This is a genomic window from Agrobacterium sp. V1 (assembly GCF_030518355.1).
GTDB classification, from domain to species: domain Bacteria; phylum Pseudomonadota; class Alphaproteobacteria; order Rhizobiales; family Rhizobiaceae; genus Agrobacterium; species Agrobacterium cucumeris.
Genome location: NZ_JAULSF010000001.1, coordinates 1911549 through 1928054, shown reverse-complemented (window position 1 = coordinate 1928054; position 16506 = coordinate 1911549). Strand labels below are relative to the sequence as shown.

At 59.5% G+C, this 16506-nt stretch carries 16 protein-coding genes; 9 read left to right on the top strand and 7 right to left on the bottom strand.

The genetic code is table 11. From position 1 onward, the window contains the following. Window positions 1-273, top strand: coding sequence for a hypothetical protein (locus QSV77_RS09415; RefSeq protein ID WP_302733251.1), 273 nt, complete (start codon window positions 1-3; stop codon window positions 271-273). Between the two features lie 55 nt (window positions 274-328). On the opposite strand, the gene QSV77_RS09410 is transcribed toward QSV77_RS09415, so the two are convergent. Both QSV77_RS09410 and QSV77_RS09405 read right to left on the bottom strand, forming a co-directional pair. Further along, window positions 329-1981, bottom strand: coding sequence for a Na/Pi cotransporter family protein (locus tag QSV77_RS09410; RefSeq protein ID WP_142840384.1), 1653 nt, complete (start codon window positions 1979-1981; stop codon window positions 329-331). 174 nt (window positions 1982-2155) lie between these two features. Beyond that, the gene (locus QSV77_RS09405) at window positions 2156-2617 is read right to left on the bottom strand and encodes a tRNA (cytidine(34)-2'-O)-methyltransferase (protein WP_142840383.1); all 462 of its coding nucleotides are present in this window, start codon (window positions 2615-2617) and stop codon (window positions 2156-2158) included. A 235-nt stretch (window positions 2618-2852) separates the two neighbouring features. Here QSV77_RS09405 and QSV77_RS09400 point away from each other — a divergent pair, with 235 nt between their 5' ends. The 4 genes from QSV77_RS09400 (at window position 2853) to QSV77_RS09385 (ending at window position 8559) form a co-directional block, all read left to right on the top strand. Further along, on the top strand, window positions 2853-3728 hold the full coding sequence (locus QSV77_RS09400) for a phosphodiesterase (RefSeq protein WP_302733250.1): 876 nt from the start codon (window positions 2853-2855) through the stop codon (window positions 3726-3728). A 379-nt stretch (window positions 3729-4107) separates the two neighbouring features. After that, window positions 4108-5958, top strand: a complete 1851-nt coding sequence (locus tag QSV77_RS09395) for an ABC transporter ATP-binding protein (protein ID WP_302733248.1) — start codon at window positions 4108-4110, stop codon at window positions 5956-5958. Between the two features lie 19 nt (window positions 5959-5977). Beyond that, window positions 5978-6568 carry a GNAT family N-acetyltransferase gene (locus QSV77_RS09390; protein ID WP_368045854.1) on the top strand — a complete coding sequence of 197 codons (591 nt, stop codon included), beginning with the start codon at window positions 5978-5980 and terminating at the stop codon, window positions 6566-6568. A 122-nt stretch (window positions 6569-6690) separates the two neighbouring features. After that, window positions 6691-8559, top strand: coding sequence for an ABC transporter ATP-binding protein (locus QSV77_RS09385; protein ID WP_142840684.1), 1869 nt, complete (start codon window positions 6691-6693; stop codon window positions 8557-8559). Window positions 8560-8568: 9 nt separating this feature from the next. On the opposite strand, the gene QSV77_RS09380 is transcribed toward QSV77_RS09385, so the two are convergent. After that, window positions 8569-9501, bottom strand: a complete 933-nt coding sequence (locus QSV77_RS09380; protein WP_302733247.1) for an endonuclease/exonuclease/phosphatase family protein — start codon at window positions 9499-9501, stop codon at window positions 8569-8571. A gap of 308 nt (window positions 9502-9809) precedes the next feature. Between QSV77_RS09380 and petA the strand changes: the two genes are divergently transcribed. From petA to QSV77_RS09360, 4 genes are all read left to right on the top strand, one after another. Continuing rightward, window positions 9810-10388, top strand: coding sequence for a ubiquinol-cytochrome c reductase iron-sulfur subunit (petA, locus tag QSV77_RS09375; protein WP_142840379.1), 579 nt, complete (start codon window positions 9810-9812; stop codon window positions 10386-10388). Between the two features lie 14 nt (window positions 10389-10402). Continuing rightward, window positions 10403-11686, top strand: coding sequence for a cytochrome b N-terminal domain-containing protein (locus QSV77_RS09370; RefSeq protein WP_302733246.1), 1284 nt, complete (start codon window positions 10403-10405; stop codon window positions 11684-11686). A gap of 22 nt (window positions 11687-11708) precedes the next feature. Then, window positions 11709-12593 carry a cytochrome c1 gene (locus QSV77_RS09365; protein WP_142840378.1) on the top strand — a complete coding sequence of 295 codons (885 nt, stop codon included), beginning with the start codon at window positions 11709-11711 and terminating at the stop codon, window positions 12591-12593. A 231-nt stretch (window positions 12594-12824) separates the two neighbouring features. Beyond that, window positions 12825-13367 (top strand): adenine phosphoribosyltransferase, encoded by a 543-nt coding sequence (locus QSV77_RS09360; RefSeq protein ID WP_046797952.1) that lies wholly within the window; start codon window positions 12825-12827, stop codon window positions 13365-13367. 14 nt (window positions 13368-13381) lie between these two features. On the opposite strand, the gene QSV77_RS09355 is transcribed toward QSV77_RS09360, so the two are convergent. The 4 genes from QSV77_RS09355 to ychF form a co-directional block, all read right to left on the bottom strand. Continuing rightward, window positions 13382-14017: a bifunctional 2-polyprenyl-6-hydroxyphenol methylase/3-demethylubiquinol 3-O-methyltransferase UbiG gene (locus QSV77_RS09355; RefSeq protein WP_302733245.1), complete on the bottom strand. Its 636-nt coding sequence runs from the start codon at window positions 14015-14017 to the stop codon at window positions 13382-13384. A gap of 62 nt (window positions 14018-14079) precedes the next feature. Then, entirely contained in the window at window positions 14080-14547 is a 468-nt protein-coding gene (locus tag QSV77_RS09350) for a MaoC family dehydratase (protein WP_269702088.1), read from the bottom strand. Beyond that, window positions 14544-15017: a MaoC family dehydratase gene (locus QSV77_RS09345; protein WP_269702090.1), complete on the bottom strand. Its 474-nt coding sequence runs from the start codon at window positions 15015-15017 to the stop codon at window positions 14544-14546. The genes QSV77_RS09350 and QSV77_RS09345 overlap by 4 nt, the downstream gene beginning before the upstream one ends. Window positions 15018-15311: 294 nt before the next feature. Then, window positions 15312-16415 carry a redox-regulated ATPase YchF gene (ychF, locus tag QSV77_RS09340; RefSeq protein ID WP_302733243.1) on the bottom strand — a complete coding sequence of 368 codons (1104 nt, stop codon included), beginning with the start codon at window positions 16413-16415 and terminating at the stop codon, window positions 15312-15314. Window positions 16416-16506: the final 91 nt, after the last annotated feature.

Sequence of the window (16506 nt, the reverse complement as noted above, 5' to 3'; positions counted from 1 at the left end):
ATGACGAAATTTGCCGGACCGCCCCTCGACGGGCTGAAGCGCAGGATTGCCAATCACCGCAGGGAACGCGAAAGCGCCGGCGGTGAACAGAAACGTGACGGCATGTTCGTGCGCCAGACCTTCTGTCTTGAACGTGAAGAAGCCCGCGCCAAGGCGCGCGAATGGTTCGACAGCTTTCCCAAGGCCGCCTATTGGACGGAAGTGGAAAGCTGGCGGCAGCTGGAAGGCGACCGCATCGAATTCACCATGCGCAGGCTTCCCTCTGCCGATTAAGTTTCAGAGCGGTTTTGCGTTTCCGGGCGGAAAGCCGGGGACCATTTTTCCTGGCTCAGGCGCGCGGTTCGGCATAACGCAGACGGCTTTCGATCAGTACGCCGCTTTCATCCAGAATGGGGTGGGCCACCGTTACGATATGAGCGTTGATGCGCTTCAGATCCCGCAGCATGTCGAGATGTAGCGAGCTGGTTTGCATGCTTTCCGCCAAGCCGTCCCGCAGCCGCTCCAGATGGCGGTTTGAAGACTGTTTTTCGAGGCGGCGTATATCCACCTTGCTTTCCATCAGCCGCCGGGCAAGATCGAAATCGCCGGTGACCAGAATGCTTTGGGCGGCCCGCAGGTTCTCGATGGTCATGTCGAACAGGGTCTTCAGCTCCTCATAACCGTCGTCGGAAAATTTGAAGCTGTTCAGCACCTTCTTGCGGATTTGCTCGCAGATGCCTTTTTCGATGATATCGCCGATATGTTCGAGATTGATCGCATAGTCGATGATGGCGATCGAACGGCGCGCTTCTTCGTCGGCAAGCCCCTTGCGCCCCAATTGCGAAAGATAGACCTTCACCTCCTGCTGACGGCGGTCGACCTTCTTTTCGAGCAGGGAAACTTCCTGAAGCGGTGCCAGATCATTGTGCTTGAAGGCGTTTTCGGCGCGGATCAGCATCCGTTCTATGCTGTCGCCGACGCTCAAAACCTCGCGGGTGGCGTTGGCAAGCGCGACGACCGGCATATCAAGCGCCTGCTGGTCGAGGAAATTCGGGCCGTCTTCAGCCTTCGGATCGCCCGGCACGAGTTTCGCCATCAGATCGGATATCAGGCCGGAGAAGGGCCAGGCCACCGCCGCCAGAATGACGTTGAAGATGAGATGCGCATCAACAGGCAATTTGGCCGGCGAAAGCGGCAATTGCTGCAAATACGTCGCACCGTAAGAGGCGAGCGGCATGGCGATGAGGCAGCCGATCGTGCGCACCACGAGGTTGCCGATGGTGATGCGCCGCGCGGAGGCGGGGCCCGAAAGTGTGGCGATGACCGGCGGAATGGCGCCACCGAGATTGGCGCCGAGAATGAGAACGATGATGAGCCCGGTGGACAGGGTGCCGGTGGCGGCCAGCGACAGGATCAGCACCACGACGGCGAGGCTGGAGGAGGAGACGAACGCCAGCACCGCGGAAAAGATCAGCGCGACGGGCCATGCACCATCCAGCAGGCCGATGAAGACGCCAAGCGCGGGGGAGGCGCGCATCGGTTCGGTGGCCCCGCTCAAAAGATGCAGCGACAGGAGCATGAGGCCGATGCCGATCACTGCCGTTCCGCCGCCCTGTCTGGCATTGGAACTGCCCTTCTTGAGAATGATGCCTGAAAGGATCAAAAGTGGTGACAGCCATTCCACGCCGGCTGCCACAATCCAGGCGGTAACGGCGGTGCCGACATTGGCGCCAAGCAGCACCACCTGGGCCATGCGCGGTTTGATGAGGTCACGTTCGGCGAAGGAGGCGACTGTGAGTGCCGTTGCCGTCGAGCTTTGAAGTGCGACGGTGGCGAAGAAGCCGGAAAGGAAGGAACGCGGGCCGTTCTGGGTGCCTGTGGCCAGCACGCTTCTGAGTTTCATGCCGAAGGCGCGGGTGACGCCGTCCTTGACCTGCGCCAAGCCGAAAAGCAGCAGCGCGACCGCGCCGAGAAGGTTGACGATGACAATGGTGGATTGCATTCTACGTCTCCTCACACCCGCCGGCGGATTGTTCCGGCGAGGGTGGTTTTTAATTGCCCGGCTAATCAGTATAGGAGCGTGAACGCGTCCGGTACAGGCCATGTTGCGACAGTTTCGCAATGAAACCGGTCAATTTTCATATTTGCCTGAAAAAATGGCTGCAAAGATGGCGGGTCAGGCCCATTCCGTCTGGCGCAGGACCTCGCCGGTGATCATCGCCGCCGACATGGCGACGTTGATGGAGCGTTGTCCGGGCACCATGGGGATGATGATTCGCTCGTCCGCCTTTTCATGCACATGGTCAGGCACGCCGGCACTTTCGCGGCCGAAGAGCAGGATATCATCGGTGCGGTAGCTGATATCAGTATAGGGCAGGGCGGCCTTGGTGGAGGCGAGAACAAGGCGGCGGCCGGTGGTTGCACGCCATTCCTCGAAGCGATCCCAGCTGACATGGCGCGTCAGCGCCGCCGCGGCAATATAATCCATGCCCGCGCGTTTCAGATTGCGGTCGGAAATATCGAAGCCGGCCGGCTCGATGATATCGACGCCGAGGCCAAGGCAGGCGGCCAATCGCAGGATGGTGCCGGTATTGCCGGGAATATCGGGCTGATAAAGGGCTATTCTGATTTCAGGCATGGTTTTCTCATGGCGATTGGAGTGCCTGCCCGATTATCACGGGCGGCGGGCGGGCAACAGATGCGGCACAAAAAGTCCCTTTCCGGTGCCGTTGCCGGCCGGATATTCATTCGCGTGACACACAGGGCGGCTACCCATTCACCAGCACATCGTCAGGCCTGCCCGCAATATCGGACATGGCCGTTACGATATCTTTTCGAACCGGATTTTCTGCACGCAACAACAGGAGGACGCCATGTCCGAACGGGTGAATTTTGTCCATCTGACTGATCTGCATATCGGCAATCCGCAGGTGCAGGATGATGATCTTTATTCCGAGACGTCGGCCACGCTGTCCGCCACGCTTACGCAGATCAAGGCGCTGGTGCCGCCGCCGGAATTCATCGTTGTCAGCGGCGATCTGACCAACCGGGGCGATGCCGGCAGCTATGAAGAACTCAAGCGCCTGATGGCTGAGGCGGAACTGGATGTGCCGGTGCTTTTCGCGCTTGGCAATCATGATCGTCGCGACGGTTTTTATCCCGTCATGCTTGGCCGCCACGAAGATCTGGACGCACCCTACGACCATTCGCAGGTGATTTCGGATATCCACGTCATCGTCATGGATACCAGCGTTCCCGGCAAGGTCGGTGGCGCTTTTGAGCCCGGCCAGATCGAATGGCTCGAGGAGGAACTCGAAAACCATCCCGATCTGCCGAAGCTTCTGGTGATGCACCATGCGCCAGCGCTCGATTTCGACCGTCCCGACGCCGAGTGGGAATCCCTGTCCTTCGACGATACCGAGGCGCTGGACGAAGTGTTGTTCGAACACGACGTCATGGGCATTCTGGCGGGCCATATCCATTACGATCGCATGTCGCACTGGCAGGGTATTCCCGTTGTCGTCGGCATCGGCCAGCATTTCGCTACCGACCCGTTGTGGCTGCATGAAGGTGTGCGCATGCTGTCAGGTGCATCTTTCGCCATCGGCACGGTGCGGGATACCGGTCTGACCGTTACCTTCGCGCCGCAGCCCAGCGATCGCCGGGAACTCAAGCGTCATACGCAGGCCAGCATGGTTGAGCTCGTTACGGAATATGAGAGCGGGCAGGCGCAGGACGCAGCTGAATAAGACCACATATTCAGGTTAAGTGATGGGCGGAAACCTTTGCGGGTAAATCCGCCCATTTTGCACTGTTCGACACAATCGGGAGTTTTCTGGCGCATCCAGTATCTTTCCGACTGGTCATTGATTAATTTTTGCGCTACAAGGCCACATCTTCAACACCAGCTAGGGAGGTTCTCATGGATATTTACGTTCGCTTTCGCCTCCCGGCCCCAGTAGTGCCGCTGCTGGCTTAGGTGTTACTTCGCGGTTTGACCGCGTTTCCCATTTCTCGATTCGTCATGTGGCTGTCACGGCCATATCCAAAGACTTTTTCGTTCCGTCGTGAGCCATATTTGCGTTTGCTCACCTTTCGATGGGGCGATTGATTGCCGGAGCTTGGCCTATGTTTGGCTGGTTTGAAAAACGCCTTGATCCTTTTCCCTCTTCGACGCCGGATGTGCCGCCGAAGAAGCTGTTGCCGTTCCTGTGGCATTATGTGAAACCGGCCTGGCCGTGGCTGCTGCTGCTTGGCCTGATGTCCATGGGCATCGCCATTGCCGAAGCCATGCTCTACAAATTCCTCGGCAACATCGTCGACTGGCTTTCCACGGCGGATCGCGCGACGTTTTTTGCCGATGAGGGCTGGCATCTGATCGTCATGGCCGGACTGGTGCTCGTGGTGCTGCCGCTGATGGGCGCTGTCCACACCATGACGATGCACCAGACGCTTGCCGGCAATTTCGGCATGATCGCCCGCTGGAAAATGCATCGTTTCCTGCTGCGTCACTCCATGAACTTTTTCGCCAATGAATTTGCGGGCCGGGTTTCAACCAAGGTGATGCAGACGGCGCTGGCGATCCGCGAAGTGGCGCTGAAGGTGATCGACGTCTTCGTTTACGCCATCAGCTTCGTCGTCTCGATGCTGTTCATGGTGGCCGCGGCCGACTGGCGGCTGGTCATCCCGCTTCTGGCATGGCTCGGCATCTATATGTGCATTCTCGCCTATTTCGTGCCGAAACTCGGCCGGCTGGCGCAGGAGCAGGCCGATGCGCGTTCGATGATGACGGGGCGGATCGTCGACAGCTACACCAATATCTCGACGATCAAGCTGTTTTCCCATGCGGGCCGCGAGGAGAGATATGCGCGTGAGGGTATGAATGTGTTCCTTGGAACCGTTCACCGCCAGATGCGCAAGATTTCCGGCTTCAACATCCTGATCGACCTCAACAATGCCGTGGTGCTGTTTTCCACGGCGGCGCTTGGTCTTTATTTCTGGATGCAGGGTTCGGTGACGGCCGGTTCGGTCGCCATCGCCATCAGCCTTGCCATGCGCGTTAACGGCATGTCGCAGTGGATCATGTGGGAAGTCACGTCGCTGTTCGAAAATATCGGCACGGTCTATGACGGCATGTCGATGATGACGAAACCGCACGATATCGTCGATGTCGCCAAGGCGCCGCAGCTTGCGGCACCACAGGGCGCCATCCGTTATGACAATGTCCGCTTCCACTATGGCAAGAACAAGGGCGTGATCGACGGGCTGACGCTCGACATCAAGCCGGGCGAGAAGGTCGGTCTCGTCGGCCGCTCGGGCGCCGGCAAGACGACGCTGATGAACCTGCTGCTGCGCTTCTATGATCTGGAAGCGGGCAGGATCACCATCGACGGGCAGGACATTTCCAAGGTGTCGCAGGACAGCCTGCGCGAACTGATCGGCGTGGTGACGCAGGATACGTCGCTGCTGCACCGGTCGATCCGCGACAACATCGCCTATGGCCATCCCGAGGCCACCGACGAGCAGGTAATCGCGGCGGCAAAGCGGGCAAATGCCTGGGATTTCATCGAAACGCTGGTGGACATGCATGGTCGCCAGGGTCTCGATGCCCAGGTGGGCGAACGCGGCGTGAAACTGTCAGGCGGCCAGCGCCAGCGTATCGCGATCGCCCGCGTCTTCCTCAAGAACGCACCGATCCTGGTGCTGGATGAGGCGACCTCGGCGCTCGATAGTGAAGTTGAGGCAGCTATCCAGGAGAACCTGTTCTCGCTGATGGAAGGCAAGACGGTGATTGCGATCGCCCACCGCCTTTCGACGCTGACGGAAATGGACCGGCTTATCATCCTCGACAAGGGCCAGATCGTCGAAGCGGGCAGCCATGCGGAGCTGGTGGCGATGGGCGGCATCTATGCCGATCTGTGGCGGCGCCAGTCCGGCGGTTTCATCGCCGACCACGAGGCGGAAGCGGCCGCGGAATAAGGAAAGGGAAAGGGCGGGAGTGATCCCGCCCTTTTTTGTCGAAGGCCTAAACCTCTCTGTCGTCATGCCGGCCGTGAGCCCGTGTCCAGCCACGCCGTGTCTGCGCCATGAGAGCCGGGTCGTTTGCGATCAGGCGCGGATCGTGCCGTACTCCGAAACCGAAGCAAAAGGGATGCGAATGGAGCCGATATCACCGCAAGAATTCACCCCTTGCGAGTTTACGACCGAATGGCGGGGAGCGTTCGAGAATGCTGAGGTCAATGCCCTTCATGCCGAGTGCTTTGAGCATCGACTGCTCGCCGATGACTGGTGGTCGCAGGTCAACCGCTTCAGTCTCGGCTGGGTGTGTAGCCGCCATTTGGGGAGGCTCGTCGGGTTCGTTAACATCGCATGGAATGGCGGGGTCCACGCGTTTGTTCTCGACACAATGGTGTCGTCCGCTTTCCAACGTCAGGGCATTGCAAAGGCGCTGATAGGGGAGGTGGTTGATCGGGCAAAAGATACCGCCTGCGAGTGGCTTCATGTGGATTTTGACCCGCATCTCCGGCAATTCTACTTCGATGCCTGCGGATTTCGCCCGACGGACGCTGGACTTATCGCCCTGAAGTAGCGACATCGTCTGGCATCCGTTTCATTCCCGCCCTTTTCGTTTCACGAACGTTACCGAAATATAATCTCTTCCCAAAGGCTCTGCGGCTGTTCCGGCGACGGGAATCCGCCTATATCCGGATGATGGTCATTACGCGCATCTTCGAGTTCTTCGAGAACTGGATTAGGCCCTTCGCCCGCAAGGACGACCTGCGGCCGCCTGAAAACACATTCGCTTTCATCTGGTTTTACATTTCGCAGGCCAAGGCGCCGTTTTTTGCGATGCTGGTGCTCGGCGGGCTGACGGCGGCCATCGAGGCGGCGCTGTTCTGGTTCGTCGGGCGGCTGGTGGATATTCTCTCGACCGTGAAGCCGGAAGAGGGCTGGGCTGGGTTGCTTTCCGCCCATGGCGGCGAACTGGTGGGCATGCTGGTGTTGATTGGCGTTGTGCGTTTCATCGTCACGATGATCACGGCACTGGTGGACCAGCAGATCATCACGCCCGGCTTTTACAATCTGGTGCGCTGGCAGTCCTACATGCATGTGGCGCGGCAATCGCTTTCCTTTTTCCAGAATGATTTTTCCGGCCGCATCGTCACCAAGGTCTGGTCGGGCGGGCAGGCGGCGGGCGATCTCGTCACCTCGCTGATGGAAAGCGTCTGGTTCGTCGGTATTTATTCCGTCTCGATGCTGTTTCTGATCGGTGGGCTGGACTGGCGGCTGGCGGTCGTCGTGCTTGTCTGGGTGCTGATCTTTTCGGCGCTGGCGCGTTATTTCGTGCCGCGCATCCGCTATCATTCCAAAGAGACGGCGGAAGCCGCTTCCATGCTTTCCGGCCGCATGGTGGATGCCTATAGCAATATCCAGACGCTGCGGCTGTTCGGGCGCGACGATGCGAATGACCGCTACATGCGGCAGGGCTTCGACATCTTCCAGAATGCCACCATGACCTTCACGCGGTTCATCACCGGCGTGCGCGCCTCCATGGCGCTGCTGTCGGGCGTGATGATCACCTCCATGGCGGCGCTATGTATTGATCTGTGGCTGTCTGGCAGGATCAGTTCCGGTGCGGTGGCCTTCACGCTGGCGCTGGTGCTGCGCCTCAACTTCCTGCTCGGCCGCTTGATGACGCAGTTTAACGGCATCATGCGCAATTTCGGCACGGTGCAGAATGCCGCCGAGCTGATCTCGCAGCCGATCGGCCTCGTTGATGCGCCGGATGCGGCGGTGCTGGAGGTCAAGAAACCGAGCGTTCGCTTCGACAATGTCAGTTTCCATTACGGGCGGGCTAATGGCGTCATCGACAATCTCAATCTGGAGATCCAGGCGGGCGAGAAAGTCGGCATCGTCGGACGCTCCGGCGCGGGCAAGTCCACGCTCGTCAACCTGCTCCTGCGGTTTTATGATGTCGAGAAAGGCCGTATCCTCATCGACGGGCAGGATATTGCCAAAGTGACCCAGGAATCGCTGCGCGCCCATATCGGCATGGTCACGCAGGATACGTCGCTGTTGCACCGCTCCATCCGCGATAACATCATGTTCGGTCGCATGGATGCCACCGAAGCGCAGTTGCGGGAAGCGACGCGCCGGGCCAAGGCGGATGATTTTATCGAGAGGCTGGAAGACCAGCGCGGCCGGACCGGTTTCGACGCCCATGTTGGCGAACGGGGCGTAAAACTCTCCGGCGGCCAGCGGCAGCGCATCGCCATCGCCCGTGTGATGCTGAAGGATGCGCCGATCCTCGTGCTCGACGAGGCGACCTCGGCGCTCGATTCGGAGGTGGAGGCGGCGATCCAGAGCAATCTGGATGAGTTGATGCAGGGCAAAACGGTGCTCGCCATCGCGCACCGGCTATCGACGATCGCGGCGCTGGACCGGCTGATCGTGATGGATCAGGGTCGTATCGTCGAACAGGGCAGCCATTCCGATCTGGTCTCGCAGGGCGGACTTTATTCGGAGCTTTGGGCGCGGCAATCGGGTGGTTTTCTCGCTGCCGAGGAAGCGGCCCAATAAAGACGCGCGCTATTTTCCGATCATGAAATCCGCCATCAGGCCGTAATGATTGGAACCCAGGCTTTCGGGCAGGCGGGTCGTCTTCATCAGTGTTGCCGGCGCGCGGGCGAAGATGTGGTCTATGGCGATGCCGAAGCGGCCGGCTTCCGTCGGCCAGGTGGCGGGTTCCCAGGTCGCTTTCTTCAGCTCGTTGGCGGAAAGGAAAGCGCGCATGTCGGGGGCGATGCTCGCCGAATTGAAGTCTCCCGCCAGAATGAGCGGGCCGGTGACGCGAAAGAGAATTTCGCTGACCTCATCCAGCTCATCGCGGTGATAATCGTCGAAATAGGGTTTGGTGATGTGCCCGGCGGCAAGCGTCAGTTCCGTGCCGTCGATGTCGACGCTGGCGATTGCGAAACGGTCGCGGCGCAGATCGCTGAGGCTGTGGAACCGGCCTTCCAGCAACGGTCGCTTCGACAAGATCAAAAGGTCGCAGGTCGGTGTTCCCGAATAACAGCCAAGCCTGTGGGGATAGGTTTGCTCAAGCCGTGGCAGAGCCGATTGCAGCGCCGCCGCCTCGAACAGATAGACCGCATCCGCGCCTGATTCGAGAATGGTGTCGGCAATCGCATCCGCGTTGACGGCATTGTCCATCAGCACGTTGAAGGACAAAAGCCGGAAGGGCCTCGCACCCGGTGGCGGATTGGCGGATGTGGAGAATTCCATCAGCATGGCGATGGCGTGGATGGCAAGCGCCAGCGACCAGACCACGAGCAGGGCGGAAACCGCATCGCGCGTCACCCAAAAGACGAGGCACGACAACAGGATACAGACAATGGCGATGTGGAGTTGGAAACTTGTGACGAAGGCGAGAAGCCAGAAATCCGTCACATAACGCAGGCTGGCGATGAAAAGAACGGCAGCCACCACGGTGGAGACCATGCAAGCGAGCTTCGCCGTCATCCGAATCCCTGCTTTCCAAGCTCTCCCTGTGCGTCTCGTACCATGGGGCACAGGCGGGCACAATGTTGCCCGCCTGCCAAGGCTCGGGAAAAATGCGAAACAAATCGGCCCCCTCAGGCAGAATTACGGCAGCTTTGTGTGCTTTGCTCTTGCCAAGTCAGTCAATATTTTGCGATCAAACACAATGACGCGGTTTCTTTATGCCGCAGTTGTGTCCAGGACGATGGGACGGAGTTTGTCCTGGATCAAATCATAGCGGGAGGACTCATGCGATTTACGGCAAAAACAGCGCAGAGGATGGTGTAGCGGTGAGCGAGCACGTAACCAATCACGACGCCTCGGGTGAACCGACCCGTCGCGATTTTCTTTATCTAGTAACCGGAATGACGGGCGCCGTTGGCGCTGCTGCAGTCGCATGGCCTTTCATCGACCAGATGCGTCCCGATGCATCGACGCTGGCGCTCGCTTCCATCGAAGTGAATGTCGCGGCGGTCGAGCCGGGCATGTCGCTTACCGTGAAGTGGCGCGGCAAGCCGATTTTCATCCGCAACCGCACGGAAAAGGAAATCGATGAAGCCAAGGCGGTCGCTCTCGGCGATCTCAAGGATCCGGTGGCACGCAATGCCAATATCGCCGTCGACGCCCAGGCGACGGATATTGACCGTTCGGCCGGTGAGGGCAAGGAGAACTGGATAGTCATGATCGGTTCCTGCACCCATCTCGGTTGCGTTCCGCTCGGCCAGGCCGGCGATTTCGGCGGGTGGTTCTGTCCCTGCCATGGCTCGCACTACGATACGGCGGGCCGCATTCGTAAGGGTCCGGCGCCGCAGAACCTCGCCATCCCGACATTTGCATTCACATCCGATACCGTGATCAAGATCGGATAAGGGGACAGATATTCATGAGTGGCCATTCCAGTTATCAGCCGTCCACCGGCATCGAAAGGTGGATCGATTCGCGGCTTCCCTTGCCGCGCTTGATCTATGACAGCTTCGTTGCCTATCCTGTCCCGCGTAACCTGAACTACGCCTACACCTTCGGTGCGATGCTTTCCGTCATGCTGATCGTGCAGATCCTCACCGGCGTCGTGCTTGCCATGCATTATGCCGCTGAAACGACGGTTGCCTTCAATTCCGTCGAAAAGATCATGCGTGACGTCAACCATGGCTGGCTGCTGCGTTATATGCACGCCAACGGCGCGTCGTTCTTCTTCATCGCGGTCTATCTGCACATTGCCCGTGGTCTTTATTACGGGTCCTACAAGGCGCCGCGCGAAATCCTCTGGATTCTCGGCTGCGTGATCTATCTGCTGATGATGGCGACGGGCTTCATGGGCTACGTCCTTCCCTGGGGTCAGATGTCCTTCTGGGGTGCGACCGTCATCACCGGCTTCTTCACGGCTTTCCCGCTGATTGGTGAATGGATCCAGCAGTTCCTGCTCGGCGGCTTTGCGGTGGACAATCCGACGCTTAACCGCTTCTTTGCGCTCCATTACCTGCTGCCCTTCATGATCGCGGGTGTCGTCATCCTGCATATCTGGGCGCTGCATGTGACCGGCCAGACCAACCCGACCGGTGTGGAAGTGAAGACGAAGACCGATACGGTCCCCTTCACGCCCTATGCGACGCTGAAGGATGCGCTCGGCGTTTCGGTGTTCCTCATCGCCTATGCCTGGTTCATCTTCTACATGCCGAACTTCCTCGGCCACCCTGATAACTACATCATGGCGGATCCGCTGAAGACGCCGGCGCATATCGTGCCGGAATGGTATTACCTGCCGTTCTACGCGATGCTGCGTGCCATCACCTTCAATATCGGGCCGATCGATTCCAAGCTCGGTGGCGTTCTCGTGATGTTCGGCGCGATCATCGTGCTGTTCTTCCTGCCCTGGCTCGATACGTCGAAGGTTCGCTCCGCCGTCTATCGTCCGTGGTACAAATTGTTCTTCTGGATTTTCGTGGTCAACGCCATCCTGCTCGGCTGGCTGGGTTCACGTCCTGCGGAAGGCCTCTATGTCGTCATGTCGCAGATCGGCACGCTGTACTATTTCGGGTTCTTCCTCGTCATCATGCCGATCCTCGGTCTGGTCGAAACGCCGCGGCGTATTCCGAATTCCATTACCGAGGCCGTTCTCGAAAAGAACGCCGCCAAGAAGGGTGCCGCGCCAGCGGCCGCCCAGATCTGAGCGCGAAGGAAGGATGACGACAATGAAGACGCTTCTCACGAGCATCGCGCTCATCGCCGCCATTGGCTGTTCCTCCGCCGCATTCGCGGCCGAGGAGAGCCATGACCTCGCCACCAAGACCGAACATGCGGTTGCCGGCGGTCACTTCCCGGTCATCAAGCCCGAGGAGCAGAGCTGGTCCTTTGCCGGACCTTTCGGCAAATACGACAAGGGCCAGCTGCAGCGCGGTCTCAAGGTCTATAAGGAAGTCTGCTCCGCCTGCCATTCGATGAGCCTTGTTTCCTTCCGCACGCTGGGAGATCTCGGTTACTCGGAAGATCAGGTGAAGGCTTTCGCTGCCGAATATGAAGTGCAGGATGGCCCGAACGCCGATGGCGAAATGTATAGCCGCAAGGCCGTGCCTTCCGATCATTTCCCTTCGCCGTTCCCGAACCACGAGGCGGCAGCCGCCGCCAATGGTGGGGCCGCACCGCCTGATATGTCGCTGCTTGCCAAGGCGCGTGGTGTTGAACGCGGGTTCCCGCAATTCATCATCGACATGATCCCGATCATCGGCGGTTACCAGGAAGGCGGCCCGGATTATATCCATGCGCTGCTGACCGGATATCAGGATGCGCCGGCCGGTGTTGAAGTGTCGGAAGGCACGCATTTCAACCCGTATTTCGTCAGCGCCGTGGCGCTGAAGATGGCGCCGCCGATCAGTGCCGATCAGGTGACCTATGATGACGGTGCACCGCAGACGGTAGATCAATATTCCAAGGACGTCTCCGCCTTCCTGATGTGGGCTGCGGAGCCGCATCTGGAACAGCGCAAGCGCACTGGTTTCATGGTCATGGTGTTCCTGTTCATCTTCACGGCACTGATCTATCTGACCAAGAAATCGATCTACGCCAACAAGGAGCATTGAGCCGGTTTCAAGCGGCTGCAATCAACGGCCCCCACGGTTTCCGTGGGGGCTTTTTTGTGGCCTGTCGAACAAGGGAGCGTTGTCCGATCGCAGCTCACGCGACCCGAAAGTTGAGGTTCAGTACCAACGGAGGAGGGCTGACGGTCGCGGTCCTTTTTTGTTGGTCCACAGCCGGCAAGTTGATAGGGTGGCCCGAACCTTCTGATCCATTCCCATATAAATGGAAATACCATGACCCTTATCGCTTCGGAGCTTTCCGCTGCCATCCGTTCCATTCCCGACTATCCGAAGCCGGGCATCATCTTCCGGGACATCACCACTTTGCTTGGCAATCCGCGGGCTTTCCGCCGGGCGGTGGACGAGCTTGTGCAGCCCTATGCGGGAACGAAGATCGACAAGATCGCCGGCATGGAAGCGCGTGGCTTCATTCTGGGCGGGGCGGTGGCGCATCAGCTCTCGGCCGGTTTTGTGCCCATCCGCAAGAAGGGCAAGCTGCCACACACCACGGTGCGGGTCGCCTACAGCCTGGAATATGGCGTGGACGAAATGGAAATGCATGTGGACGCCGTGCAGCCCGGCGAGAAGGTCATTCTGGTCGACGATCTGATCGCGACCGGCGGGACTGCCGAAGGCGCGGTCAAGCTTTTGCGGCAGATGGGCGCGGATATCGTCTCCGCCTGCTTTGTTATCGATCTGCCCGATCTCGGTGGCCGCAAGAAGCTGGAGGACCTTGGCGTCGAGGTACGGACGCTGGTGGAGTTTTCTGGCCACTAAGGCAGAAATAACGGTCAGGGCTGCTGCAGCAGCCCGCTCGCTCTGCCGGTTTTTCGCAAGGCAATCCATGTCCAGTGAACGCCCAGAGCTCGGTTCCCGGCTTGAATGGAACCGACCTCCGCTTCCCGGATTAGCGTGAAGCCAAGACGGGCGGCCTCGTTTATGGTTTCCGCCGGGGAAATGGCAAAGGCGCGGCGGCCCTCGGGCGCCGGGCCATGACGCAGCGACATGATCAGCAATCCGCCTGTCGCCGCCATCTCGGAGAGGCTTTCCATCGCAGCCCGCCGTGCATCGTGATGGATGTGATGCCAGACGCCGCACAGGGCAACCAGATCGAAGGTGCCATAGTAGCGAGCCTTTGTCAGGGCGGGCAAGGTGTCATCCAGCCAGGTTATTTTCTCCGATGAATGCAACTGCATGCCGGGTTCACGAAGCTCTCCGACCGGCTCGACGGCGAGAACCTCATGGCCCTGCGCGGCAAACCATGCGGCGTCGCGGCCGGTGCCGCTGCCAATATCTGCAATCCGGGAGGGTGCCGTCGGCAGCAGGTCGATGACGGGTGCGTAAACTGCCCCGCAGTCGAGATTTTCGAACCTGGAAATCAGGTCGGGCGTTGCTGCCTCGGCATAACCCTTGAGAATATCATCCATATTTACCGGCCCGCCGCGATTCCTGCTGAAGGGTATCGCGGCGGAGTGATATGGGCCAGTGCCTATTCGAACTCCAGAACCCCGCTGCGGAAGGTCAGCACCGTTTCTCCCGACTGGTTCACACCTTCGTTGAAGGTGGTGTTGAGCCAGACGCCGGCGCGGGATTCCAGCGGGCGGGTATCGAGCAGGGTGACGAAATAGGTCACATCATCACCGGCAAACACCGGCTTCTTCCATTTGAGCTCTCGAAACCCCGGGGAGGGGCCGAGCCGCGGTGGCTCAATGCCCTGCTGCTTCAGCCTTTTGACCTCTTTTGCCCAATGGGACAGGAAACACTTCATCCAGCCCGCGCCCGTGTGCCAGCCGGAAGCGCAGAGGCCGCCGAAAACGCTGTTTCTGGCGGCATCGGCATCGAGGTGGAACGGCTGCGGATCAAAATCGCGGGCGAAGCGAATGATGTCTTCGGCGGAAAAATGCAGCGTGTCGAGGGTGACGCGCTCGCCGATCGGGGATAATTCTGCCAGTCTCATGCTGCAAGGCCTCCGTCTGCCCGCATCAGGAACATTACGGTGTTTTCGCCCTGCGCGACCAGAATACCGCGCTGATTGTAAAGCTCATGGCGGAATTTCACGAGGCCGATGCCAGCGCGCGACGCGGAAGGGCGCTGTTCCAGAACGATGGATTTTCCCGAAAGCGTATCTCCGGCCAGAACCGGCTTTTTCCAGTCGACGTAATCGATGCCGGGGCTGCCCTGCGAGGTTGAACTGGCAATATAGCTGTCTGCCATCATCCGCATCAGCAGGCTGCAGGTGTGCCAGCCTGATGCCGCCAGCCCGCCGAGAATGCTCTGGCGGCCGGCTTCTTCGGAAAGATGCATGGGTTGCGGGTCGAATTCGCTGGCGAAAGCAATGATCTGCTCTGCGGAAATCGATTGCGGTCCGAGGGGAAATTCCCGTCCAACGGAAAAATCCTCATAGGTGTAAATCGCGACCGGCGTCATGGCGTCCTCCCTTCGCACAGTCAAGGTCGGCGCATCTAAGATGATTTTTCCCTTTACGTAAAGGTCAAATCGAAGGTGTGATGCGAGGGAGGGATGGCGAGCGGGTGAGGCCCGTTTCTTCTCCCCGCCGGGGAGAAGGTCGCGGCAGCGGGATGAGGGGGCGAGGGTAGAGATATGCGGAGAGGTTATCCCGCATCCGACTCTTCGAGCCACCTTCTCCCCGGACGGGGAGAAGAAATAAGCGGATCCGTGGCACCTAGCGCTTCAGAAGAAGCAAGCCCCGTCCAAACCTGATCAGGTGTTGAAGCGGAAGTGGATGACGTCGCCGTCCTGAACGACATATTCCTTGCCTTCGTCGCGCCCCTTGCCGGCTTCCTTGGCGCCCACTTCGCCCTTATAGGCGATGTAGTCGTCAAAGCCGATGGTGAAGGCGCGAATGAAGCCGCGTTCGAAATCGGTGTGGATGACGCCGGCGGCGGCGGGGGCTTTGGTGCCGCGCACGATCGTCCAGGCGCGCGTTTCCTTCGGGCCAACGGTGAAATAGGTGATGAGGTCGAGCAGGTGATAGCCTGCGCGGATTAGGCGGTCGAGGCCGGCCTCGTTAAGACCGAGGGCCGAGAGGAATTCCTCGGCTTCATCAGCCGGAAGCTGTGCAACTTCGGCCTCGATCGCCGCCGAGATGATCACGCATTCGGCGCCCTGCTGCTTTGCCATCACCGCGACGGCCTCGGTGTGCTCGTTGCCGGAGGATGCATCGGCTTCCGAGACGTTGCAGACATAAAGCACTGGGTGCGACGTCAGAAGGTTGAGGCCCTTGAGGATTTCGATCTCCTCGGCTGCCAGCGTCTTCAACAGCAGGCGTGCCGGCTTTCCGTCGTTGAGCAGCGCGATGACGGCTTCCATGACGGGCAGCTGGGCGAGGGATTCCTTGTCCTTGCTGCTGGCGCGCTTGCGGGTCTGCTCGACGCGGCGTTCCAGGCTTTCGAGGTCGGCGAGCATCAGCTCGGTCTCGATTGTTTCGGCATCGCCGACCGGGTTGATGCGGCCTTCCACATGGGTGATATCGTCGTCTTCAAAGCAACGCAGCACGTGCACGACGGCATCGACTTCGCGGATATTGGCGAGGAACTTGTTGCCGAGACCTTCACCCTTCGATGCGCCACGCACCAGACCGGCAATGTCCACGAAGGAGATGCGGGTCGGAATGATTTCCTTCGAACCGGCGATGGCGGCAAGCTGCTGCATGCGTGGATCGGGCACCGCAACCTCGCCGGTGTTCGGCTCGATGGTGCAGAAAGGATAGTTGGCGGCCTGTGCGGCGGCCGTTTTCGTCAGCGCGTTGAAGAGGGTGGACTTGCCGACATTCGGCAGCCCGACGATACCGCATTTGAAGCCCATGGCTTGAAACCTGTCCGTTTGAAAGAATTCGTTGAGGAGCCTTTTGCGGAAACGGCAGGGCAAGGTCAAGCCCGCGGGCCGATTTGGGCTG

Bases quoted from the DNA above. Each gene is read 5' to 3' on its own strand.
- QSV77_RS09415 (WP_302733251.1), top strand. From the start codon at position 1: ATGACGAAATTTGCCGGACCGCCCCTCGACGGGCTGAAGCGCAGGATT.
- QSV77_RS09410 (WP_142840384.1), bottom strand. From the start codon at position 1,981: ATGCAATCCACCATTGTCATCGTCAACCTTCTCGGCGCGGTCGCGCTG.
- QSV77_RS09405 (WP_142840383.1), bottom strand. From the start codon at position 2,617: ATGCCTGAAATCAGAATAGCCCTTTATCAGCCCGATATTCCCGGCAAT.
- QSV77_RS09400 (WP_302733250.1), top strand. From the start codon at position 2,853: ATGTCCGAACGGGTGAATTTTGTCCATCTGACTGATCTGCATATCGGC.
- QSV77_RS09395 (WP_302733248.1), top strand. From the start codon at position 4,108: ATGTTTGGCTGGTTTGAAAAACGCCTTGATCCTTTTCCCTCTTCGACG.
- QSV77_RS09385 (WP_142840684.1), top strand. From the start codon at position 6,691: ATGGTCATTACGCGCATCTTCGAGTTCTTCGAGAACTGGATTAGGCCC.
- QSV77_RS09380 (WP_302733247.1), bottom strand. From the start codon at position 9,501: ATGACGGCGAAGCTCGCTTGCATGGTCTCCACCGTGGTGGCTGCCGTT.
- QSV77_RS09370 (WP_302733246.1), top strand. From the start codon at position 10,403: ATGAGTGGCCATTCCAGTTATCAGCCGTCCACCGGCATCGAAAGGTGG.
- QSV77_RS09365 (WP_142840378.1), top strand. From the start codon at position 11,709: ATGAAGACGCTTCTCACGAGCATCGCGCTCATCGCCGCCATTGGCTGT.
- QSV77_RS09360 (WP_046797952.1), top strand. From the start codon at position 12,825: ATGACCCTTATCGCTTCGGAGCTTTCCGCTGCCATCCGTTCCATTCCC.
- QSV77_RS09355 (WP_302733245.1), bottom strand. From the start codon at position 14,017: ATGGATGATATTCTCAAGGGTTATGCCGAGGCAGCAACGCCCGACCTG.
- QSV77_RS09350 (WP_269702088.1), bottom strand. From the start codon at position 14,547: ATGAGACTGGCAGAATTATCCCCGATCGGCGAGCGCGTCACCCTCGAC.
- QSV77_RS09345 (WP_269702090.1), bottom strand. From the start codon at position 15,017: ATGACGCCGGTCGCGATTTACACCTATGAGGATTTTTCCGTTGGACGG.
- ychF (WP_302733243.1), bottom strand. From the start codon at position 16,415: ATGGGCTTCAAATGCGGTATCGTCGGGCTGCCGAATGTCGGCAAGTCC.